Source organism: Vibrio hepatarius (assembly GCF_001274785.1).
In the GTDB taxonomy this organism is placed as follows: Bacteria; Pseudomonadota; Gammaproteobacteria; order Enterobacterales; family Vibrionaceae; genus Vibrio; species Vibrio hepatarius.
In genome coordinates, this window is the sequence record NZ_LHPI01000009.1 from 84,106 (window position 1) to 104,411 (window position 20,306).

The following is a 20,306-nucleotide window of genomic DNA, read 5'->3' on the forward strand; positions in this document are numbered from 1 at the left end:
ATAAATTTGGGGTGTACAGTGCCCTACTCGTGAGAGCACTGTACGAATTGACGTTGAAAGTTAAGTGGGGATTATTCGCTTTTTGCTTGCTTAGCGAGCTCTGCTGCTTTTTGTTTCGCACGCTTAGCGGCGTCTTTCTCAGCCAGCTTTTTCAGACCCGCTTTGGTGTAAGCAGTACCTGTCGCATGCGCGATGTCGCGGATTACAGCCCAGTCTTCTTTGTAGGTAATTGGCGAGAATCGGTCTGCGCCTTTAAACGCCGCACTCATTTCTGGTGTAAAGCGGTAGCTAAAGAACGCTTCGTTGATCTTGTCGACCAACTCCGGTTTTAGGTTGTAAGCGTAACCAAACGCCGAAGTTGGGAAACGTGGACTACGGTAGATGATTTTCAGATCTTCACCGTCAACACGGCCCGCTGCAACCATGCGATCATAAACATCCGATGCAACTGGCGCCGCATCGTAGTCACCGTTATAAACGCCAAGTATTGATTGGTCATGTTTACCTGAGTACAGCACTTTGTAGTCTTCATCAGGAACAAGGCCTTGAGATGGGAATAGAGCACGCGGTGCAAGGTTGCCAGAGTTGGATGATGCAGAAGTGTGGGCAACACGTTTGCCTTTTAGATCCGCCATAGAATCAATGCCGCTGTCTTTGCGCACGATGGTAATCAGGTTGTAACCTTGGAAGCCTTTCTCATCGCCTTTTACCGCGATAGGCACATAACCCGCTAGGTTAACCGCGTAACCCGTTGGGCCAGTCGAAAAACCTGCTACGTGCAGACGACCAGAACGCATCGCTTCTACTTGAGCTGAGTTTGAGTGCACCGTGTAGTAAATCACTTTCTTGCCCGTGACTTTGCTCAGGTGCGCCTGGAAATCAGCAAACGCATCTTTGTAGAGCGCCGGGTCTTCCACTGGCGTATAGGTAAACACGAGAGTACTTGGATCGATCCATTCCGCAGAATCTTTTGGTGAGTCCGCAACTAAATCGTTGTTCTCATCGCAGTAGCGTTCATCCAAAACACCACGGTTCGCACATTCATTAGCCATTACAACTGAAGGCAGCAGCAAAGAGCCAGCGATTAACAATCCTTTTACACTGTTTTTCATATTAGAACCTTACATTCACGTTATTGTATTATTCGCTCTTTGTTATTGCAGATGCTATGCCAGGTTTTATGTTGTTATAATTCAATTGGTTACAAACAAATTCATTACACCAGTTTAGATTTGGGTCATTTGTGTCCTGCTCAATTTTATCGATTTGGGTCATTTTTGTCCTATGACAATTTAAGATACAAAAAAGGGCCTTTCGGCCCTTTAGCAATCACGTTTGTTTGGACTTAGATGTCCATACAGTTCGCATAGTAAGTTACGGTTGACGGCCAGTCGCTGAACACGCCAAGAACACCCACATCTTGCGCTAGCACATCAAGCACTTTCATCATGTCGCCGTCTTGGTCAATTTGCTCGCTCACGCTTTGATAGTACCAACCACCGCCTTGCGCCAGCGGGCCAGAACGTTCAAGCGTCCATGCGATAATGTCGAGGTCAGCTTGCTTCGCCAGCTTCGCGTACTCTGAAGGAACGATCTTCTTATCATTATCCAGCGCCAATAACGCGTAGAGCGGTGGAGCGATGATGTTCACGCCTGCATCAGATAGCGCTTTCATGTTGTCCAAGGTTGCAACAAAACCTTCCTGCTCGTACATACGGTCATCAAGATAAACCGCTTGCTTGCCAAACTCAGGTGTTTTGTTGATCCAGTACTTAACGTCATCCAAGTTGAAAGACTGCACATACGCGTCTTTGGCACTAAAGCCCACTTGCTTCAGCTCATCCACCAGCTTCTGCGCGTACATCTCTTGGCTAAAGCCGTTGAATGGCATCTCAACGGCAGCAGATTTAAGCTCAGGCGTCACTTTCACGCCGTACTTCTTAAACAGCTCCGCACTCTCGGCGTGTGTCATCAAAGTACCAGTTTGTGAATAAAGGTCAGTGCGCCAGCCCGGAGTACCTTGCATGTACTCTTCAACCGTGGTTGCTTTCGGGTTTGCGCCGTCCATCTTACCTTTTAGCGTCTTAAATTCCGCCAAAGTGAAGTCAGAAGTACGACACTCAACTTGCGCATCTTCGCCCGTTGCTGGGTTCGCTGGTTTGAACGGTACGGTACACTTCTTAGCAAGATCAGGGTGTGCCAAAACATCAGTGGTGGTGTGCAGGTCACTTTGCGAGTGGCGACATACCAACTGTTTGTCTTTGGTAAACGTCACGTCACACTCCAATACGCCTGCACCCATCGCGATTGCCGCTAGGTAAGACTCTTTTGTGTGCTCAGGGAACTGCATCGCAGCGCCACGGTGGCCGATAGAAAAGTCGGTACGATGAAAAGGACCGGCACTGCAGCTTTGAAGTTTGTTTTTGAGTTCACCATCTTCCATGTCGTTAACCAGATACAGAGGTCGTGGGCCAACTTGCGCGGGCTCGTTCCCTGCCATAGCCAGTGAGCTGACGCCTAACAATAGAGCGATACTACTCGTTAAGATTTGCTTCATCGGTTTCTCCTTGCAGCAAAATTGTTTTATTTGATTATTTGCGCCCGTTACTAAAACACCCTTACATTTCAGTTTGATAACAGTGTCGGATGTTTTATTCCTGTAACCGAGCAACCTCTCAATTAGCAGACTCTATGCCAAGAAAAATAATCAATAATTTCAATGAGATAAAAAACAAAAATTAGCACTCCACTACAGTTGGGTCATTTATGTCTCAAGGTTGGTTTTGCTGGCTGATTTCTCGATTTGGCTTAAAACTCTCTTTATCCAGTTGGTGCTTTTTCATTTTACGATACAGCGTCTTACGTGGAAGATTCAAACGTAGCGACACCTCGTTGATGTTGCCCGCCATCTCAATCAAAGCCTCGGTCAGCACGTTACGCTCGTACTGCTCCATTTGCTGCTCAAACGCAAAAGGCTGCTGCGATGAATAACTCTCTTCACCTGACGTCGCGGGCGTTTGCAGATCAAAACCGTCACCTACAATGCCGAGGACGAAGCGATCCGCGACGTTACGTAATTCACGCACGTTACCCGGCCAGTCGTGTCGGCACAGCTGCTGGATTTGCTCGGCGTACAGGCTGGAGGGACGGGTTTTGTATTTCTGGCTGGCTTGCACCACAAAGTGCCTAAACAGTGCTTGAATATCTTCTTTGCGCTGCCTTAATGGCGGAAGATTCAGGCTGGCGATGTTTAGTCGATAAAACAGGTCGGCGCGGAACTCACCGCTTTCACTCAGCTTGGCTAGATCGGCTTTACTCGCCGCGACCACGACAATATCAACGGGAATCAGAGTATTCCCACCAACACGTTCAATCACTCGCTCTTGGATCACACGAAGCAGCTTGATCTGTACCGCGATGGGCATACTTTCAATTTCATCGAGAAACAAGGTGCCGCCGTGCGCTTGCTCAATTTTGCCGATGCGTTTTTTGTTCGCACTGGTAAACGACCCTGCTTCGTGGCCGAACAGCTCACTCTCAATGATGCTCTCGGTCATACCGCCGCAGTTGATGGCGACAAACGGTTTGTCTTTACGGTCACTGTACTGGTGAAGCGCGCGAGCAATCACCTCTTTACCCGTGCCCGTCTCACCGTTGATGATGGTGTCGACGCCAGTGCGAGATAGCGCAAGCACCTGACTGCGGATCCGCTCCATCGCTTGCGATTCACCAATCACGACCGATTCAATCGGCAGGTCTTCGGCGTCATTGAGATCCGGCTGCGCCTGAATATGTTCAATCGCTAAGTTGAGCTTTTCGATCACTTCGTCGCTGTCGAGCGGCTTTTCGATAAAGTCGAATGCGCCCTGCTTCATCGCTTCTATCGCCATCGGGATATCACCGTGACCGCTCATCAGGATCACTTCACAACCTGGCGCGCGATTTTGCACCGCATCCAGCAGCATTAAGCCATCCATTTCTGGCATTCTCACATCGCACAACACGACGTTTTTTGCGCTTGGCGAAAGACACTTCAGTCCTTGTTTGGGGTCGGTAAAGTAAGTGACGTTAAAACCCTCTAGTTCCAGCATCTCACTCACCGCTTCAACTACATCCATTTCATCGTCTATCAGCGTGACGTGCTTTTCCATGTTCATGAGTTCTCGCCTTGTTTTAGTTGTACTTTAAACTCTGTGCCTTGCTTTGGCTGTGATGACACCTTAATCGAGCCACCAAAATCTTTAATGATGTTAAACGCGATCGACAGTCCGAGCCCGAGCCCTTTGCCGACTTCTTTGCGGGTATAAAATGGGTCAAAGATATGCGGAAGATCGTCTTCAGCGATTCCTTTGCCATTATCTTTCACCGAAATCGTAATATCATTCAGGTGGTGTTCAATACGTACCACGATGAGAGGATTCTCTTTGTCGCTCACTGCGTCCACCGCGTTGCTCAACAGGTTCACCAGCACCTGCTCAAGTCGAATTGCGTTCGCACGCACCATTTCATCTGCGGGAATGCTGCATTCGAGTTTGATCGGTATTTCTCGGTTAGCAAACAGCTCGATTGCATCGCTGACCACGGGTAATACTCGCGTGGACGAGACTTTGCCGTCGCTTTTACGCGAAAACGCTTTCAAGTGATGAGTTAACGCCGCCACCTTTTCCAGTAACTGCTCGATCTTTTGCAGATTGATCACCGCTTTGTCGGCACGTTGTTGTTCGAGCCATTTCTGCGCACTCCTGACGTGGCTATTGACCGCAGTGAGTGGTTGGTTGATTTCGTGCGTAATGCCAACGCTGAGTTGACCAAGCGCCGCGAGCTTACCCGCTTGCACCAACTCATCTTGAGTGACACGTAAACGCTCCTCCGCAAGTCGGCGCTCTTCTACTTCCGCTTCCAGTTTTTGGTTGGTCTGCTTCACCACTTTCGCCGTAGCTTGGAACACTTGCAGCGACTTGGCCATTTGCGTGACTTCATCGTTACCTTTTACCGCGATTTTGGTATCGAGGTGACCGGTCGAAATAGCGAACATGTCGTCTTTCAATTGCAGCAAACGCTCAAGAATGTTCTTACGCACGTAGAACCAAGCAATCGCGGCTGCCGCGAGCAAACTGAACAAGGATAACGCGAGCGAGAGCGTGCGGTTGGACGCCAGTGAGTGTTGCGCTCTGACGATAGAGGCGTCAATTTCCAGATTCACTTTCGAGGTATTGCCTTCAATTTGGATTGATAGCTGGTTGAGATACTCGCGGCTATTCTGCAGAAAATACTCTTGTTGGTAATGATGCTCAAGGGCTTGGTTTTTAAGCTGATAAAGCTTGCTGGAACGAGAGGCAAGGGTGTAAATCACCGACAGCTTTTCATCCAATTCTGGACGCAGTTCCGATACACCACTCGCCTGCCACAACCCGCGCCATTCCAGTCCAACTTGTTCAAGGCGGTAGCTGGTGTAATCCAGCTCATTGAAACTGCTATCATTGTAAAGTTTTTCCACCAAGCCAAGTTGATAATAAAGCAGCGCTTTCAACTGGCTGTATTGGATTTTTTCTTTCTGTTCAGAGGGTAATAGATCCAGCTCATCACTCACTTGTTGCAGCAATGGGTAAAAACCTTCAAGCAAATTTCTTAACTCTTGATTGAGTTGACGGGACTCTTCACCACTTTGATACAACAGACTTAGGCTATTACTCACTTGAGCGATGATGTCTTTGAAATAAGCGTAGTATTCCGGAAAGCTACCCATAATCTCGGTCATCTGCTGGATATTGCTTTCGATGCTCTGGATCGCTTTGCGGCGCTCTAGGTTGGAATCCGCTTCGGTTAAGGTAGACGAGTCGGTGATCACCAAACGCACCATGTCATTCAGTCGCGCAGCTTGCTCTAGAGCGGGAATGTCTTTCTCTTTTAACTCAACCAACGCTTGGTCGAGCCGATTAAAGGTGAAGGTCGAGAATAGCGCCAATAACAGTGTGGTCATCGACAAGATCGCCAGCGCGAGACCAAGACGCAACTCGATGCCCTTCCACCTCAACCAACGTGTGTGGGGAGAGAAAGTCGATCTTGTCGGTTTTGTTTGATTCATGGGGTGACGAGTCAGCTGATTCACAACACAATCTCCTTTTGCTCAGCACGCACGTTGTCTACCTGTTTGGGATAGATGTGTACCAAATAGGAGTCTTTAACAATATTAATAAAACATCACTACAATTTATTAATAAAGATAACAATGCTTATTTTGTGCATCAGATACGAAGAAAGTGTCTAAACCGCTACCTTAATCAAACTTAAATACCGCCCCCTCCCTATCTGGGATGAGAAGATGTTTTCATGACTCCGAAAGAGCTTCAGATGGGTTAAATTTGCTCAACGTGATAGAACATTATGTTGTATCATATCGGCTCATTTTGTTAATTATTTTGCGCACATGCCTTCTACGTTTGCTTCTGGGATCCCGGTTGGGGTCAGATACATGATTTTGTCTGCCATGGGGTTTGCCTTAATGTCTGCGTGCGTAAAGTACGTCAGCACATACGGCATTCCGGTATTCGAAATCGTCGCCGCAAGGGCGTTGGTCTCATTGATCCTGAGTTATCTGGACGTGAAGCGAAAACGCATCTCTATCTGGGGCAACAACAAGCCGCTTCTGTTTCTACGCGGCGCAGTCGGCACTTTGGCATTGATGTGCGTATACTACTCGGTAACGACGCTACCACTGGCGGAAGCGACGATTCTTCAATATGTCCATCCTGTGTTTACTGCGCTGTTGGGATTGCTGTTTCTTAAAGAGCGCATCCAAACACCGACGGTTATCTGTATCGCGCTATGTTTACTTGGGCTTCTCGTGATGGTGCAACCGGCGCTGAATGGCAGTCAGGTGAACGAATTGCCGCTATTCAGCGTGGCCACTGCACTATTGGGCGCCTTCGGCAGTTCCATCGCTTATGTGGTGGTCCGTAAACTGAGCCAAACCGAAGACAGTTCGGTGATCATATTCTACTTCCCACTGGTTGCATTACCGATTTCATTGCTGCTGATTTGGGACAACTTCGTCTGGCCAAGTTTGTTCCTCACTCTAATGCTGATTCTGGTCGGCATCTTTACCCAAGTCGGCCAATATGGTTTAACTAAAGCGATGCAAACTCAAGCTGCTGGGCAAGCGTCTGCTTACTCTTATGTGCAGATCGTCTTCTCGACTTTGATTGGCGTGTGGCTGTTTAACGAAGTCCCTTCAGTCTGGTCATACATTGGCGGTTCATTGATTGTTACCGGCGCATTGATTAACGTATTTGGGAAACAAGTTGTCAGACGTGCCAAAGTGCACGAATAAGAATGCCGAATTCGGCGTAGCGCAAAGTCAAAGCAAAAGCTGTAGAGATGATGGAAGATCAGCCAAACAAGATTGCACAACTCGAACAAACGATCGAACAGTTGAAAAAAGAAAATCAACGCCTCGAGGAAAAGCTCAACGCCGCGTTAGACGGAACCGGATTGTGCCTATGGGAGCAACACGTCCCAACTGGCAAGCTCACCATCTTCAACATGGAATGGGGCAAGATGCTGGGGTTTCAACCGCACGAGCTAGAAGCCAACGTCGAAACCTGGAAAAGCAAATTACACCCAGACGATTACGAGCTTGCGGTCGGTGCGTTTGAATCTCACCTTAACGGCGAAACCGAGGCGTATCAGGTCGTGCATCGCATGATCCACAAAGACGGCAGCCACAGTTGGGTGTCGGACCGTGGACGAATCGTCGAGTACACTCCTGACGGCGAACCGCTGCGTATTATGGGTACGCACATCGACATCACCAATGAAAAACGCTACGAACTTGAGTTAGCCAAGCTTGCAACACAGGATCCTCTCACGGGGTTGATGAACCGCCAAGCGTTGAAATCGGCGTTTGATGAACGCCCAACACTCACACCGCAAGACTCATCAGCTTTGATCTTTATCGATGTGGATGATTTTAAGAAAGTAAACGACCACCTTGGACACAAAGCGGGCGATCAGGTGTTGGTGTATATTGCGGATTGGATGAGAAAGCTCGCTCCTAAAAAAGCCAAAATTGCCCGTATGGGTGGCGACGAGTTCGTGATTTTCTGCCCGCACTACCACGAAGATTCAGTCCAGCAATTTGCCGATAGCCTATTGAGCCAAGCTTACCAACCTATTCGGCTTGAAAACGGCGAAGCTAACATCGGCTTTAGTATCGGTGTCTGTCAGTTCAGCGGTGCCTATAAAGATTTCGAAATACTCTACGAGCACGCTGACCAAGCGATGTATCAAGTAAAACGCAACGGTAAAAACGGCGTCTCATTTGTTTCTATTTAACTCGATTAACTCGGGGCTCAGCGACAGAGAACCGAGTTATTCATCCCGACGCCTTACTGCTTTGCCAACCGCATCGTGCGACTTTTACGCCATTTCGGGATAATCACACAACACACGTTAGCGCCAATAATCAAAGCTAATCCCAGCATTTGGAATGGGTTGTAGCTCTCGTCAAAGAACATCAATTGCCACATCGCGGTAAAGATTAAATTGGTGAAAATCAGCGGTGCAAGTTGGGAGCCAGATTCCGCCAACTTGTATGCTTTAGAACGAAAGACCTGAGTGTTAATAATCAATATCGCAAGTACCGCCATGGTTGCGATCAATACCCACATACTTACATCACCAAGATCATACAAAGCTTGTTGTTGCGCCGCGCTGATTGCGACTAGCGGGGCAATCAACACCGTCGCAAACAGGAACGTCCAGAAGTTGATCGCCCATGCACTGAGTTTGCTCTGGCTGATGCGATATAAACTCAACTGCGACCCAGCGTTAAACAAACCGGCTACCAGACCAATCAACAACTCAGGACGAAACTCTATCCCGGACACATCCCCCGCCAGCATCACAACTCCAGCAAAGGTCACAATCAGACCGACTAAATTAATTCGGCTCAGCGCAACAGAAAAGATTAACTTTTCTAACAATGGAATGAACAAGGGACCGGTACTGAAAAGCACCACACTTTCTACCAGCGATAAGTGTTGCAAGGAATAGATAAAACACACCTGACACACAGCAATACACAGTGCACGCCCCCAGATTGCCACCGCTTCTTGCTTATTAGGTAGCGTCCATTTTTGCCCGACTAATAGGATCATGATAAACAGTGCCGGCACGCTAAATCTAAGGAAACTAAACAAACTGGTGTCTAAGTGCTGACTGAGAAACTTGGAAAATAGTCCAGTTAATGACAAACTGAACGTTGACGATAACATGAACAATATTGGGTACAACTGGTTTGGCATAACTCCTCCCTTTTGACGCTAAGTTTAGGAGTGTGCTGGGTGAATTAAAAACGAATAATATTTACAGATTACGTAAGAAAAACTTACAGATGAAAAAACTTGCTTCACTGAAATCGATCTATTCTTTTGTCGCTGTGGCGGAAACAGGCAGCATGACTGACGCCGCAAAAACGCTCAGTGTCAGCCACTCGGCGGTCAGTCAGGCGATCAAATCCCTAGAACATCAACTCGGTCAGCCATTATTTCAACGCATTGGTCGCACAGTGGTCTTGAATGCGGCAGGTAGAAAATATTACAAGCAAGTTGCTCCTGCATTGGAACAGATCGTCGAAGCAACGCAGCAGTTGATCAGCGAGCAACAAAGTCATCGTCTTACCCTCAACATGGTCAACTCGCTAGCAATGCATTGGTGGATCCCGCGGGTGCATCGCTTTAACCAGTTCGCACCACAACTGGATATCCGAATCTCCACCCTTATTGGTAGCTTTGCGTTGGAAAGAGAAGGTGTCGATGTTGCCATCATCCACGGTAAATCAGACGAATGGCAGGATTATTACTGTGAACTGTTGTCCGAAGACGAGCTGGTGATGGTGGCGAGCCCAGAACTGGTGGATGACCACACGACGCCTCAACAACTTTTAGAGAAGTACCCAGCGATTATTGCCGCTAATGATCGCCGAAAATACGACTGGAAAGTCTGGTGTGAGAGCAATAACCTGCCCGTTCCCGATAGCGTCAACAACCTCAGCTTTTCTGCATCCATTCAAGCAGTACAAGCAACCATTCAGAGGCTAGGTGTGTTTGTTACACATCGTCAGTTTGTCCGTGATGATGTCAGCCAAGGCCTTTTAGTTGAGGTAGGTTCACCGGTTTTAAACCCACATCAGGACTTCTATTTTGCCTGCCAGCGGGACAAGCTCAAAAATGAACACGTCCTGACACTGAGAAATTGGCTACGCAGTGAATTTCGCGCCGCATAAATTAAATCGTCGTTAATTTGTACAATTAAGTTGGTCGCCTTTCTGTCTGCTACCTATACTCAGTGTGGGTCTCATACAGAAGGAGGCTTGTATGACTATTTCAACCCGGCTCGACCACTATATGACAGAGCACGATATTCCGTTTCGAGTAGTACGCCACCGTCATAGCCACAGTTCACTGCAAAGCGGTGTTGCTGCAGGTGTGCCATTGTCTAATTTGGCCAAGGGCGTAGTGTTAGAAGACCACGAAGGTCGACATATGATGGCTGTGTTGCCCGCCAACAATAAAATCAGCTTATCTCGTTTAGACGATGAATTTAGTGCCTCTTACCACCTAGTGAAAGAGCGTGAAATCTATCAAATGTTTACTGATTGCGAACACGGCGCGGTTCCACCTGTCGGCAGTCCATATCATATGTCGACAGTGTGTGATGAAATGCTTACCCACCTTGATTATGTCTACCTTGAAGCGGGAGACCATGAAACCCTGATCCGGCTAGATCAAGACGCGTTTCTTGCACTGATTGACCCAATCCGTGTGATACGATTTAGCAGTCAGGTTTTTCACTAAACGCAAAAGGGCTTTTATCGCTGTGTTGGTAAAAGCCTTGTTGCTATCTATCCCTCGAAAATTTGTTCAAGTTCACCTTGGGTATCCATCCGGTACCTCGTGAAGTCTTGGGCGAGGAACAACTGGCCGCGATACACTTGCGCCGCTTCACGACGTAACTGCTCGATCGATGTATCCGCATTGGGATCGGTTTGGTACCTCGGACTAAAATGGGTTAGCAAAAGGTTGTTAATCTGCGCTTTTTCCGCAAATCGCGCCACCAACTCAGCGTAGCTGTGACCATACTCTTTGGCCTGTTCTGCCAACTCTTTTGCATAAGTCGCTTCATGCACCAGCGCATGGCAATTATGACTAAACTCGGCCAGTTTTTCAGGCTCACTATTGTCGCCCGCGATAATGATTCGTCTCGGTGCGTGAGCATAATAGGTAAAATCTCGGCTTTTCAGTACCTTGTCACCAAATACCACATCCTCACCTTTTACCAATTGTCCCCAAATCGGCCCTCTGGGAATGTTGTGCTCGGCGAGTTTTGCAAAATCAAGGTAGATCTTAATTGTCGATTCGGTAAATCGGTAAGCAAACGAAGGAACGCGATGTGTTAGCGTAGTCAGATCAATCGTGAACTGGCCGATGGTCACGCTTGGTAAGCTCTCTGCATCAATAAACTGTATCGGATAAGGAAGATAAAGCTGGGTGAATTTTTGCGTCGCTTCAAACCAGTCTTGAATGCCTTTAGGCGCAATGATCGTCAACGGCTCAGTACGATGATTCATTGCTGCACTGGCAAGTAAGCCCGGTAAACCATAGCAATGGTCACCGTGGATATGGGTGATTAAAATCGCCTGCAGATTATTAACCGTTAACGAGGTCTTAAGCAGTTGATGCTGAGTCGCCTCTCCGCAGTCAATCAAGAACCAACCTTTCCCTTTACTTTCTTTCAACGCAACCGCAGTGACATTACGTGTTTTAGTCGGCACACCAGACGAAGTGCCCAAAAAACAGAGTTCCATGAATCTCCTAGATGGTGTGGAGGTTATAACAAAGGATAGTCGAAGAAGTTAAACACATTCGTAGGTTACTGCCCTTACTATGGCTGAGCTGTGAAAAGAAGCTAAAGATTAGGGTAAATATCCGCGTCTTGGCTCAAACCTTGCCGCGATACCGAGTCATCACCTCACTTTTGGGGTGATACTCATTAATCAATTGCTCAAGCAAACCCTCTGCTTTTAAACGTTTGAAACTCTCCACCAGTGCCTTCACGACTTCTGGTGGCGTTTCTTTGCCAGTTACCAGCCACAGCTCTTTACAAAGCGGCTCGACGCGCATCACTTCAACAAAGTCATCAGGATTAAAGCCGTATTCTTCCATTCGGTAATGAAAGCTCGCAGTGACAAGTGGAGCAAAGTCGACCCGTTTAGCTCGTAATAAACGAATGGCATCTTTGCCATAACTGACGGGGATATTGTTGTTGATGCCGAGCTTTTTTGTCAGCTCTTCAAACGAACTTGCGGTCTGCGAGCTGAAACGATAGTCCTTGAGTTCGGTTAGGCTAGTTGCGCTAACATTCGGACCATCTTTATGACGATAGAGCGCGACTTCGTACGGAGAAACCTGACCTAACCAGATAAATTGTTGTTCGCGATTTGGGGTTCGGGAAATAGAAAAGAACAGACTATTGGGCTGGCTTTGAGTGGTACGGATTGCACGCTTCCAAGGCACAAAATGCACGCCTGAGATTTCCATTGGTACCGTTTTAGCCGCATCAGCCACGACCGCTTCGATAAACTTGACGACATAACCTTCTGGTTCGCCGTCAACTTCAACCTGTAACGGTGGAAACTCTTGGGTATACAGATCCAGCTTGATTGGCGCACTACTCCCCTGCAATGAGAACAACAACCCAAGCAACCCCACCAGCCCACAATTCAATTTTTTGGCTAAACCCAACATACCTGTACAAAGTTAAATGAGAAATCTACTTATTACTATAAGACACATTAGTACTACTTCAATAGCAACAAAATAGAACTATTGAGCGAATCACGGATAACTAGCCAGTCATTGGGGATGGTTGCAAAACTGAGGCAAGTAGACTTAGTTTTATCACATAAATTGAATAAAATCATCGAATTAGATATTAGCTTAAGCTCATATCTAGTCGTAATATGAAAGAGTTAGAAAGGAAGTTCGACCTGCATCATAAAATCGCCTTCATACTTGTCGTGCCAACGATAGTCGAGACGCATACGCGGTTCACCGATGTTTTTCTTACCAAAGCCGAGGCTAAGCTGCAGACCGTGGCTTAATAACCACTCTTCCGGATGCAGGTAGGTCAAACGATCTTCCAGTTCACTCGGAACCCACACACCAAGCCCAAAATAGCTGGTCGCTAGACTTTGAGTGAAAATAGGATTGGTGTCGCTTTGTAGTACCCAGTCAGACCAATACCCTGCGCTGCCGTCGTCCTCTTCTTGATCGAAGAAGTAGTAACGGGCTTGGTACTTATCAGCAGAATATTCGATGCCATTGAGGAGGGAGTAACACACGCCGCTGTTAGAATGGAACAACACCGACTCATTTTGATCATCAGAGGCTTGATACATCTCGCACGAAAGCGCCGATGCAGACATCAACATTAATAGCGGTATCAGTTTAATACGCACCACACTCGCCCCTAAACTGTGTAATTACTCAATAATAACTATTTTCGACCAATTTACGCCAAACTTTAGGTGTTGTTAAATGAGTAATATCATTTTTGGAACGCAGCGCATCCCTGATGTCTGTGCTGCGAACCTTGATTTTCTCTGGGCACGCCATCACTGACCAACGTGAAAGGATCTCTTGTGACTTGTAAAACTTAGCAAAATTGATCAAATTGTCTGGTCCCATCACAAACGTTAGTTCCGATTGAGGGTATTTCGCTTCAAGTGCTTCTAAAACGGCAAATGTGGTCACACTTTGTCCGGGTTGGTGGAGCTGTTCTTCAATCGTTGAGCGCTCAACGTTGGCCAAATCCATATCGCTAATAAACGCATCGACCAATTCACAACGCACAGGGTAATCCAGCATCTCTTTGCCCCAAGCATGAGCAATACTTGGCAGTAGCAAGACTTTATCGAAATGAGAAAGTGACTCTATTACGCTCTTATGACCCAGGCTTGGCGGATTGAAGGCACTACCAAAGACAGCAATTTTGCTCATTTTTTCCCTTAAACGTTAGTGAAAACTGTGATCACAGTTTTCTAATCGATTCATTTAGGTATCATAGGACTCAGTTGTCTTAGGATATCGCCCTTAACTGGATTAGGAAAGGCTCTACCCTAAGGCGACTCATCGTTTTGACAGATTTTAAACTATATTGCTTGCAGGAAGGATAGATTATGGAACAGTTGATCCGCGAGGAAATGCGTGTACAACCCTCTATAGACCCACATTTTGAAATCACCCGTCGTGTGGATTTCATCAAACGCAAACTTCTAGAATCCGGCTGCAAAGCTGTTGTGCTTGGCATCAGTGGTGGTGTTGACTCAACCACTTGCGGTCGTTTAGCGCAGATGGCCGTAGATCAACTTAATGAAGAACAAGGCGGCGGTTACCAGTTCATCGCGGTACGTCTTCCTTACGGCGAACAGAAAGATGAAGACGAAGCGCAACTAGCCCTTAGCTTTATTAAGCCAACGCACTCAGTATCGATCAATATTCAGCAAGGTGTGGACGGCATTCACGCGGCAACTAACACCGCGCTGGAAGGCACAGGGCTGATTCCACAAGATCCAGCCAAAGTCGATTTTGTAAAAGGTAACGTAAAAGCGCGCGCTCGTATGGTTGCTCAATATGAAGTAGCGGGTTACGTAGGCGGTTTGGTGCTGGGTACTGACCACTCCGCGGAAAACATTACTGGTTTCTACACGAAATTTGGTGACGGCGCGTGCGACCTAGCCCCTCTATTTGGCTTGAACAAACGCCAAGTACGTCAAGTCGCGGCAACACTTGGTGCACCAGAGCTATTGGTGAAGAAAGTTCCGACTGCGGATTTAGAAGAGCTGGCACCACAAAAAGCCGACGAAGATGCACTAAGCCTGACCTACGACCAAATCGACGATTTTCTAGAAGGCAAACCTGTGGCAGATGACGTAGTCAAACGCCTAGTTCACATCTACACCATTACTCAGCACAAACGTCAGCCAATCCCAACCATCTACGACTGATCGTTTTGCGTTAAAAGGCTTATTCACACGTATGAATAAGCCTTTATACAAACATGCTAACAGTAGCGTAATCACGCCTCACACTTTCTTACAACGTAAGACTAAGCCGCCAAATTTTGACCGTTTTCTGATAATTTCTCTATAGATACTTAGCATCGTTTTTACTAGAATAGCCGATTGGATTCTCATTCCAATCCAATTAACGACTCAGATAATAACTTTGTTCGTCATCTTAAGTTCTATCGTTTTGGTTTCTTCAACGATTAAAGTATTTGTATATGGATCAAGATAAATTCACCAATATTTATCGCTTGCCGACTGCGATTCAAATCCGCATCGGTAAATGGCAACAGACATTTAATGGCACTTCTGATCTTGTTATGCATCAGGCGATTACTGTCCGCAATCAACAATACCGTAAGGCTGATTTTCTGCCGACGGGTTGGTGCGTCAAATTCTTTGATAAAAACGATATTTCGGTTACCCACCACGGTAAGTATATCCAGACTGCGCTGCGCACCATGATTGACAGAAAGGTGTCGTACAAACGTATTTACCTATCTCGATTACCGCTAGAACAAGCTGAACCCGCGCTTATTGCGTTTAAGAAAGAGTGGATCAGCCAGCATAATCGCGTGGCGAAGAAATATAACCAGATTAAGAAGAAGCAGTTTATTCGCCTGGCGATGGAAGAACTAGAGACTCTTTATCCAGCGATCACCAAAGAAGAGTTTGATGCCAAACTGTGGAATAAACTGGTGATGTCTGAACTCGGCAACCCGAAGAAGTTCGACAACCCTTACTTTGTTAAAAAAGCAACGGTTTAAAGCAAACCGTTGCGTTGCAACCCGCGTCTGACGCTGGTGCACATCTTGCCAAATCGGCGTATCTCATCAAACTGTGGCGTAATGCCACGATCCATTGCCGATTCCCAGTAGCTCAACTCAGAGTCCACCATTTCAAGCAACTTCTTTGGACATCCGGTGCAATTACCTTTGGTACCACAAATAAAGGTTTCTGGCGCATAGAGAGGAAGGGTCGTTTTAACTTGTTCGATGATAGAACGCATCGCAGTCACGCGATCTGGTTTGAGGTTTGCGCTCATAATAACCTTGTGGAGCATAGGTGTAACAGAGCGCAAATTATAGGTATTGGCAATGAAAAGCCAATACCTAGAGAGGGTAAATTTGTCGCCTCATAAAGGTCTGAGGCACTTTATGCATCAGTAGTATTCGATGCCTTCGCCTTGCTTGATTAACGTGCCCGCTTCATTGCAGATCACTTTATCAAGATCAAACAGCGAACCGATGGCTGCATCACCACGACCTGACTCTACAAACTTACATACCGCGTCAACTTTTGGTCCCATAGAACCAGCAGGGAAAGAGAACTCAGACAGACCTTTTGGCGTTGCCACTTTCATTTCTGCTTGGTCTGGTTTGCCGTAGTTACGGTAGATTGAGCCGTCAGTCAGAATCACAAACAAGTCGGCGTTGATCTTCTCTGCCAATAGTTCTGCAGTTAAGTCTTTGTCGATAACACACTCTACGCCCACACTGCGACCTTGCTCGATGCAAACAGGCACACCGCCGCCGCCGCACGCAATTACAACGTTTCCAGCAGTCAGTAGGGTTTCAACTTGGGGTACTTCTACAATGTCTTGTGGCATCGGAGATGGCACCACGCGGCGGTAGTACTCACCGTCAGCTTTAAACACTTTGTCACTTGCCGCCATCAACTCTTTCGCTTTCGCTTCGCTGTAGACCGGACCAACAAACTTAGTTGGATTAGCAAACGCAGGGTCGCTCTTGCTCACTTGGGTTTGAGTCACCAAAGTTGCAATGTTTAAGCTCGCATCGCAGTTTCTCAGCTCTTGCTGCAGCATGTAACCGACCATACCGCAGGTTTGAGAGCCCAAAACATCCATTGGGTAAGGCGTCGTTTCAGGTGAGTACTCTTGATAAGCGGCATTTTGTTCCATCAATAGACCTACTTGCGGGCCATTGCCATGTACAATCACAACTTCATGTTGCTTAGCGATTGCCGCGATACTCTCTGCCGCTTTTTGAATGTTTTCTCTTTGATTTTCAGCAGTTAAAGCTTGACCACGAGCCAAAAGAGCGTTGCCACCCAGCGCTAATACGATACGCATAAACATATCCTCCAAAAATGGGATAAAAATAACCAAAAATTATGTTCTGTAATTTGTCGAAGTAGAGATTAATTAATTGTTGGCTGGGAAATCGTGACTTAAATCTATTAAATTTGGCATGCATATTCTGGGATATTTTTGCATGAATTTATAAACTGAATAGTATTTCACTTATAAACACAAAGGTTATTCACAACGCTATTAAATAGGCTCATATCATGAATAGTTAATTGACTGAGTTTCACAACACGAAGCAAAACTTTGTTCGAGTTCTTAACGTCTATCACAGATTGGTTTATATTTTTAGAATCTCATCGATAATTATCCAAGGATTATTCAACATGCGAGACACTATAAGCCAAGCCTACACTCCCCAAACAGTGCTGCAGTTCTGGTTTAAAGAGCTCACAGCGCAAGACTGGTTCTCGGGTTCAAAACAGTTAGATAGCACGATCAATCAGCGTTTTGGTGAACTATTGAAACATGCTGAAAAGTCGGAACTTTTTGAGTGGCGATCCACACCTCACGGGCGCTTGGCAGAAATCATTGTCCTTGACCAATTTTCTCGCAATGTTTACCGCAATACACCACAGGCTTTCGCGCAAGATCCAATGGCGCTAGTGCTCGCTCAAGAAGCGATTATGCTTGAAATGGATCAACAGCTCACGACGATAGAAAAGAGCTTTTTATATATGCCTTTTATGCATAGTGAATCGAATATTATTCACGAAAAAGCACTGGAACTGTTTAGTGCTCCGGGTTTAGAGAATAATTATGATTTTGAATTAAAACATAAAGTGATTATCGACCGATTTGGCCGCTACCCTCATCGCAATGATATATTGGGAAGAGTAAGTACTCAGGAAGAGATCGAATTTTTAAAACAGCCTAATTCCAGTTTTTAAAATTCATCGAAAAACAAGGACAATAAAAGTGAAAATAGCAATCTTAGATGACTACCAAGACCAAGTTCGACAACTTTCTTGCTTTTCGATTCTGAACGAACACGATGTCACCATTTTCAACGATACTGTTACTGACTTAGATCTCTTGGTTGCAAGATTACTTCCGTTCGATGTGCTGGTGCTCATTCGCGAACGCACCGAAATAACGCCGCAGTTACTCGCTCGCTTACCCAACCTAAAACTCATTAGCCAAACCGGTAAAATCAGTAATCATCTTTGTTTGGACGATTGCACCCAACACCAAGTCGCGGTCGCCGAAGGGATTGGTTCACCAACCGCGCCAGCCGAGCTCGCGTGGGCATTATTGATGGCATCGATGCGACATCTTCCTGCGTACATTGAGCAGTTCAAACAAGGCAGTTGGCAACAATCTGGGCAACTTGGTTTAGGCTCCACGTTGGCCGGTTTAACCTTAGGTATCTGGGGATACGGCAAGATAGGCCAACGCCTTGCTCGCTATGCCCAAGCATTTGATATGAAGGTGATGGTTTGGGGCAGTGAGCAATCACGCGTGAAAGCCAGCTCTGACGGACATAGTGCAGCAGAGAGCAAACAAGCGTTATTTCAAAGCTGCGACATTGTCTCACTGAACTTGCGCCTCAATGACGCTACGCGTTATATCGTCAGTAAACACGACCTAGATATGATGAAAATGGATTCCTTGCTGCTCAATGTCAGTCGTGCAGAACTGATCGAGCCCAACGCGCTCTACAATACCTTGCTGGAATCCCCAAGCAAACGCGCTGCGGTAGACGTCTATGAACAAGAACCAGCCAATTTATACAACCAGCCACTACTGACGTTACCTAACGTGGTCGCGACGCCGCACCTTGGATACGTCGAGCGCAACAGTTACGAGCTGTACTTTAAATGGGCGTTAGAGAACGTAGCGTGTTTTGCAAAAGGACAACCAGAAAACATCGCCAACCCACAAGTCCTCGGTGAGTGTACTCAGTAGCTGCGGCTAACAAACTCCACTTCCTGTACCTGTCTGACGCGATTGGTATAAGAAGCAAGTGCGTACATGACATTGGCAAGCAAGTTGGCGTAACGAAATAACACTGCGTCTGGTGATCGTTTTCCTGAATGTTCGATCGCAACTAAGGTGCGAACAATTTTCTTCGCCTGAGTGCGGCAAAGGTGTAACTCTGCCGCAACCGCATCTCCTCCCGGTAGCACAAATCCCCTAAAGCCACCGTCCAGTTTATCGCGCAGTAGGTTGTAATCCTGATACAGCTCTTGAAGCTCTTTTTCTCCAATCGCGAGCTTGCCACGCACCGAACCGTTGAGGTGGTAGACGTTCGGTTGAACCCGAGTCAGGATATCGCGGCTCAATGGGTCTAGCTCTTTGGTTAACACCAGCCCAATTCGGCTACAGAGTTCATCCGCTGCGATTTCGAAATCGCACACTGGACTGTCTTCATAGATAAAGGGATAGCATATCTCGCCGTGATCCTTGCTAACTGGTTTCACATCAAACTCCTAAGATTGAAAAAGGGCCTAAATTGGCCCTCTTGAGTCTATCTCAACCGCGTGTGGCGGTTAATCTTTTTTAGCGACACAGGTTTATGCGTTGGACGCTTTCTTGTGTCCTTCTTGCAAGTGGACGAAATCGACTAAATCATCGCCTGACACTTGGTAGGCCTGACCAAAACCTTTTACGAACAAACCATGCTCTGGTTTGAAATTGAACAGTACAAAGTCTTGCAGTTGGCTTAAACCGTCAATGATTTCGCCGAAACGTTCTTGCAACTGCGCAATCACTTGGTTCCACTGTTCACTGTCGCGCTCAACGACCTTTGCTACCGCATCGAACGTCAGACGCTTACGAGCAAACAACTGCTTTGAGCCACCTTCGTCTTCGATCATCATAATCGAAACGCTCGGATTCACTTGTAGGTTGCGAGCGTGACGGGCAATTTCTGAGATCAACACAAAATAACCATCTTGGTTTTGCACAAACGGTGCGTAGCTGACATTTGGTCGACCATCTGCATCTACTGTCGCCAACTGCAAGGTACGACGCTCTTGACGAAACTCTTGAATTTCTGGCCCTAATCGTCCTTGCAGACGCTCTTGTTTTACTTGTTGATCCATTCTTTGACTCCTGACTTTCTCTTAT

The 20,306-nt window shown here is 46.7% G+C and carries 21 protein-coding genes; 8 read left to right on the top strand and 13 right to left on the bottom strand.

The window, feature by feature from the left end; all coding sequences use genetic code 11:
- Positions 1–71: 71 nt before the first annotated feature.
- The 4 genes from phnD to AKJ31_RS11145 form a co-directional block, all read right to left on the bottom strand.
- On the bottom strand, positions 72–1,112 hold the full coding sequence (phnD, locus tag AKJ31_RS11130; RefSeq protein WP_053409174.1) for a phosphate/phosphite/phosphonate ABC transporter substrate-binding protein: 1,041 nt from the start codon (positions 1,110–1,112) through the stop codon (positions 72–74).
- A 233-nt stretch (positions 1,113–1,345) separates the two neighbouring features.
- Positions 1,346–2,557, bottom strand: a complete 1,212-nt coding sequence (locus AKJ31_RS11135) for a glycerophosphodiester phosphodiesterase family protein (protein WP_053409175.1) — start codon at positions 2,555–2,557, stop codon at positions 1,346–1,348.
- A gap of 214 nt (positions 2,558–2,771) precedes the next feature.
- Positions 2,772–4,157: a sigma-54-dependent transcriptional regulator gene (locus AKJ31_RS11140; protein ID WP_053409176.1), complete on the bottom strand. Its 1,386-nt coding sequence runs from the start codon at positions 4,155–4,157 to the stop codon at positions 2,772–2,774.
- Positions 4,154–6,085: an ATP-binding protein gene (locus AKJ31_RS11145; protein WP_053409177.1), complete on the bottom strand. Its 1,932-nt coding sequence runs from the start codon at positions 6,083–6,085 to the stop codon at positions 4,154–4,156. The genes AKJ31_RS11140 and AKJ31_RS11145 overlap by 4 nt, the downstream gene beginning before the upstream one ends.
- A gap of 342 nt (positions 6,086–6,427) precedes the next feature.
- Here AKJ31_RS11145 and AKJ31_RS11150 point away from each other — a divergent pair, with 342 nt between their 5' ends.
- Complete coding sequence (locus AKJ31_RS11150; RefSeq protein WP_072161311.1) at positions 6,428–7,330, top strand: DMT family transporter; 903 nt, start codon at positions 6,428–6,430, stop codon at positions 7,328–7,330.
- Positions 7,331–7,380: 50 nt separating this feature from the next.
- Positions 7,381–8,334 carry a GGDEF domain-containing protein gene (locus AKJ31_RS11155; protein WP_053409370.1) on the top strand — a complete coding sequence of 318 codons (954 nt, stop codon included), beginning with the start codon at positions 7,381–7,383 and terminating at the stop codon, positions 8,332–8,334.
- Between the two features lie 53 nt (positions 8,335–8,387).
- Here the strand turns inward: AKJ31_RS11155 and AKJ31_RS11160 are convergent, their stop codons facing one another.
- Positions 8,388–9,305: a DMT family transporter gene (locus AKJ31_RS11160; protein WP_053409179.1), complete on the bottom strand. Its 918-nt coding sequence runs from the start codon at positions 9,303–9,305 to the stop codon at positions 8,388–8,390.
- Between the two features lie 89 nt (positions 9,306–9,394).
- Between AKJ31_RS11160 and AKJ31_RS11165 the strand changes: the two genes are divergently transcribed.
- Positions 9,395–10,285, top strand: coding sequence for a LysR substrate-binding domain-containing protein (locus tag AKJ31_RS11165; protein WP_053409371.1), 891 nt, complete (start codon positions 9,395–9,397; stop codon positions 10,283–10,285).
- Positions 10,286–10,376: 91 nt separating this feature from the next.
- Positions 10,377–10,856, top strand: coding sequence for an aminoacyl-tRNA deacylase (locus AKJ31_RS11170; RefSeq protein WP_053409180.1), 480 nt, complete (start codon positions 10,377–10,379; stop codon positions 10,854–10,856).
- 47 nt (positions 10,857–10,903) lie between these two features.
- On the opposite strand, the gene AKJ31_RS11175 is transcribed toward AKJ31_RS11170, so the two are convergent.
- The 4 genes from AKJ31_RS11175 to AKJ31_RS11190 all read right to left on the bottom strand — a co-directional run bounded on the left by AKJ31_RS11175 (position 10,904) and on the right by AKJ31_RS11190 (position 14,060).
- Positions 10,904–11,866 (bottom strand): ribonuclease Z, encoded by a 963-nt coding sequence (locus tag AKJ31_RS11175; protein ID WP_053409181.1) that lies wholly within the window; start codon positions 11,864–11,866, stop codon positions 10,904–10,906.
- Positions 11,867–11,999: 133 nt separating this feature from the next.
- A complete protein-coding gene (locus AKJ31_RS11180) occupies positions 12,000–12,806 on the bottom strand; it encodes a substrate-binding periplasmic protein (protein WP_053409182.1) in 807 nt (268 codons plus the stop codon).
- Between the two features lie 224 nt (positions 12,807–13,030).
- Positions 13,031–13,519, bottom strand: a complete 489-nt coding sequence (locus AKJ31_RS11185) for a hypothetical protein (protein ID WP_072161326.1) — start codon at positions 13,517–13,519, stop codon at positions 13,031–13,033.
- Positions 13,520–13,547: 28 nt separating this feature from the next.
- On the bottom strand, positions 13,548–14,060 hold the full coding sequence (locus AKJ31_RS11190; protein WP_053409183.1) for a nicotinate-nicotinamide nucleotide adenylyltransferase: 513 nt from the start codon (positions 14,058–14,060) through the stop codon (positions 13,548–13,550).
- Between the two features lie 179 nt (positions 14,061–14,239).
- On the opposite strand from AKJ31_RS11190, the gene nadE reads away from it, so the two are divergent.
- On the top strand, positions 14,240–15,067 hold the full coding sequence (gene nadE / locus AKJ31_RS11195; RefSeq protein ID WP_053409184.1) for an ammonia-dependent NAD(+) synthetase: 828 nt from the start codon (positions 14,240–14,242) through the stop codon (positions 15,065–15,067).
- 278 nt (positions 15,068–15,345) lie between these two features.
- Positions 15,346–15,894: an MSHA operon transcriptional regulator gene (locus AKJ31_RS11200; protein WP_053409185.1), complete on the top strand. Its 549-nt coding sequence runs from the start codon at positions 15,346–15,348 to the stop codon at positions 15,892–15,894.
- On the opposite strand, the gene AKJ31_RS11205 is transcribed toward AKJ31_RS11200, so the two are convergent.
- Both AKJ31_RS11205 and AKJ31_RS11210 read right to left on the bottom strand, forming a co-directional pair.
- A complete protein-coding gene (locus AKJ31_RS11205) occupies positions 15,891–16,172 on the bottom strand; it encodes a hypothetical protein (RefSeq protein ID WP_053409186.1) in 282 nt (93 codons plus the stop codon). The two genes, AKJ31_RS11200 and AKJ31_RS11205, sit on opposite strands and share 4 nt — an antisense overlap.
- 117 nt (positions 16,173–16,289) lie before the next feature.
- On the bottom strand, positions 16,290–17,219 hold the full coding sequence (locus AKJ31_RS11210; protein ID WP_053409187.1) for a carbamate kinase: 930 nt from the start codon (positions 17,217–17,219) through the stop codon (positions 16,290–16,292).
- Positions 17,220–17,560: 341 nt separating this feature from the next.
- On the opposite strand from AKJ31_RS11210, the gene AKJ31_RS11215 reads away from it, so the two are divergent.
- Together AKJ31_RS11215 and AKJ31_RS11220 are read left to right on the top strand one after the other, a co-directional pair.
- Positions 17,561–18,124 (top strand): DUF924 family protein, encoded by a 564-nt coding sequence (locus tag AKJ31_RS11215; protein ID WP_053409188.1) that lies wholly within the window; start codon positions 17,561–17,563, stop codon positions 18,122–18,124.
- A gap of 28 nt (positions 18,125–18,152) precedes the next feature.
- A complete protein-coding gene (locus tag AKJ31_RS11220) occupies positions 18,153–19,142 on the top strand; it encodes a D-2-hydroxyacid dehydrogenase family protein (protein WP_053409189.1) in 990 nt (329 codons plus the stop codon).
- On the opposite strand, the gene AKJ31_RS11225 is transcribed toward AKJ31_RS11220, so the two are convergent.
- Entirely contained in the window at positions 19,136–19,657 is a 522-nt protein-coding gene (locus AKJ31_RS11225; RefSeq protein ID WP_053409190.1) for a cobalamin adenosyltransferase, read from the bottom strand. The genes AKJ31_RS11220 and AKJ31_RS11225 overlap by 7 nt on opposite strands.
- A 93-nt stretch (positions 19,658–19,750) precedes the next feature.
- Positions 19,751–20,281 (bottom strand): heme utilization protein HutZ, encoded by a 531-nt coding sequence (hutZ, locus tag AKJ31_RS11230; protein ID WP_053409191.1) that lies wholly within the window; start codon positions 20,279–20,281, stop codon positions 19,751–19,753.
- Positions 20,282–20,306: the final 25 nt, after the last annotated feature.

Excerpts from the sequence above, each read along its gene's own strand:
- AKJ31_RS11170 (WP_053409180.1), top strand. The coding sequence starts at position 10,377 with ATGACTATTTCAACCCGGCTCGACCACTATATGACAGAGCACGATATT.
- AKJ31_RS11150 (WP_072161311.1), top strand. The coding sequence starts at position 6,428 with ATGCCTTCTACGTTTGCTTCTGGGATCCCGGTTGGGGTCAGATACATG.
- AKJ31_RS11200 (WP_053409185.1), top strand. The coding sequence starts at position 15,346 with ATGGATCAAGATAAATTCACCAATATTTATCGCTTGCCGACTGCGATT.
- nadE (WP_053409184.1), top strand. The coding sequence starts at position 14,240 with ATGGAACAGTTGATCCGCGAGGAAATGCGTGTACAACCCTCTATAGAC.
- AKJ31_RS11215 (WP_053409188.1), top strand. The coding sequence starts at position 17,561 with ATGCGAGACACTATAAGCCAAGCCTACACTCCCCAAACAGTGCTGCAG.
- AKJ31_RS11210 (WP_053409187.1), bottom strand. The coding sequence starts at position 17,219 with ATGCGTATCGTATTAGCGCTGGGTGGCAACGCTCTTTTGGCTCGTGGT.
- AKJ31_RS11180 (WP_053409182.1), bottom strand. The coding sequence starts at position 12,806 with ATGTTGGGTTTAGCCAAAAAATTGAATTGTGGGCTGGTGGGGTTGCTT.
- AKJ31_RS11205 (WP_053409186.1), bottom strand. The coding sequence starts at position 16,172 with ATGAGCGCAAACCTCAAACCAGATCGCGTGACTGCGATGCGTTCTATC.
- hutZ (WP_053409191.1), bottom strand. The coding sequence starts at position 20,281 with ATGGATCAACAAGTAAAACAAGAGCGTCTGCAAGGACGATTAGGGCCA.
- AKJ31_RS11165 (WP_053409371.1), top strand. The coding sequence starts at position 9,395 with ATGAAAAAACTTGCTTCACTGAAATCGATCTATTCTTTTGTCGCTGTG.
- AKJ31_RS11135 (WP_053409175.1), bottom strand. The coding sequence starts at position 2,557 with ATGAAGCAAATCTTAACGAGTAGTATCGCTCTATTGTTAGGCGTCAGC.
- AKJ31_RS11190 (WP_053409183.1), bottom strand. The coding sequence starts at position 14,060 with ATGAGCAAAATTGCTGTCTTTGGTAGTGCCTTCAATCCGCCAAGCCTG.
- AKJ31_RS11160 (WP_053409179.1), bottom strand. The coding sequence starts at position 9,305 with ATGCCAAACCAGTTGTACCCAATATTGTTCATGTTATCGTCAACGTTC.
- phnD (WP_053409174.1), bottom strand. The coding sequence starts at position 1,112 with ATGAAAAACAGTGTAAAAGGATTGTTAATCGCTGGCTCTTTGCTGCTG.
- AKJ31_RS11155 (WP_053409370.1), top strand. The coding sequence starts at position 7,381 with ATGGAAGATCAGCCAAACAAGATTGCACAACTCGAACAAACGATCGAA.
- AKJ31_RS11145 (WP_053409177.1), bottom strand. The coding sequence starts at position 6,085 with ATGAATCAAACAAAACCGACAAGATCGACTTTCTCTCCCCACACACGT.
- AKJ31_RS11140 (WP_053409176.1), bottom strand. The coding sequence starts at position 4,157 with ATGAACATGGAAAAGCACGTCACGCTGATAGACGATGAAATGGATGTA.
- AKJ31_RS11175 (WP_053409181.1), bottom strand. The coding sequence starts at position 11,866 with ATGGAACTCTGTTTTTTGGGCACTTCGTCTGGTGTGCCGACTAAAACA.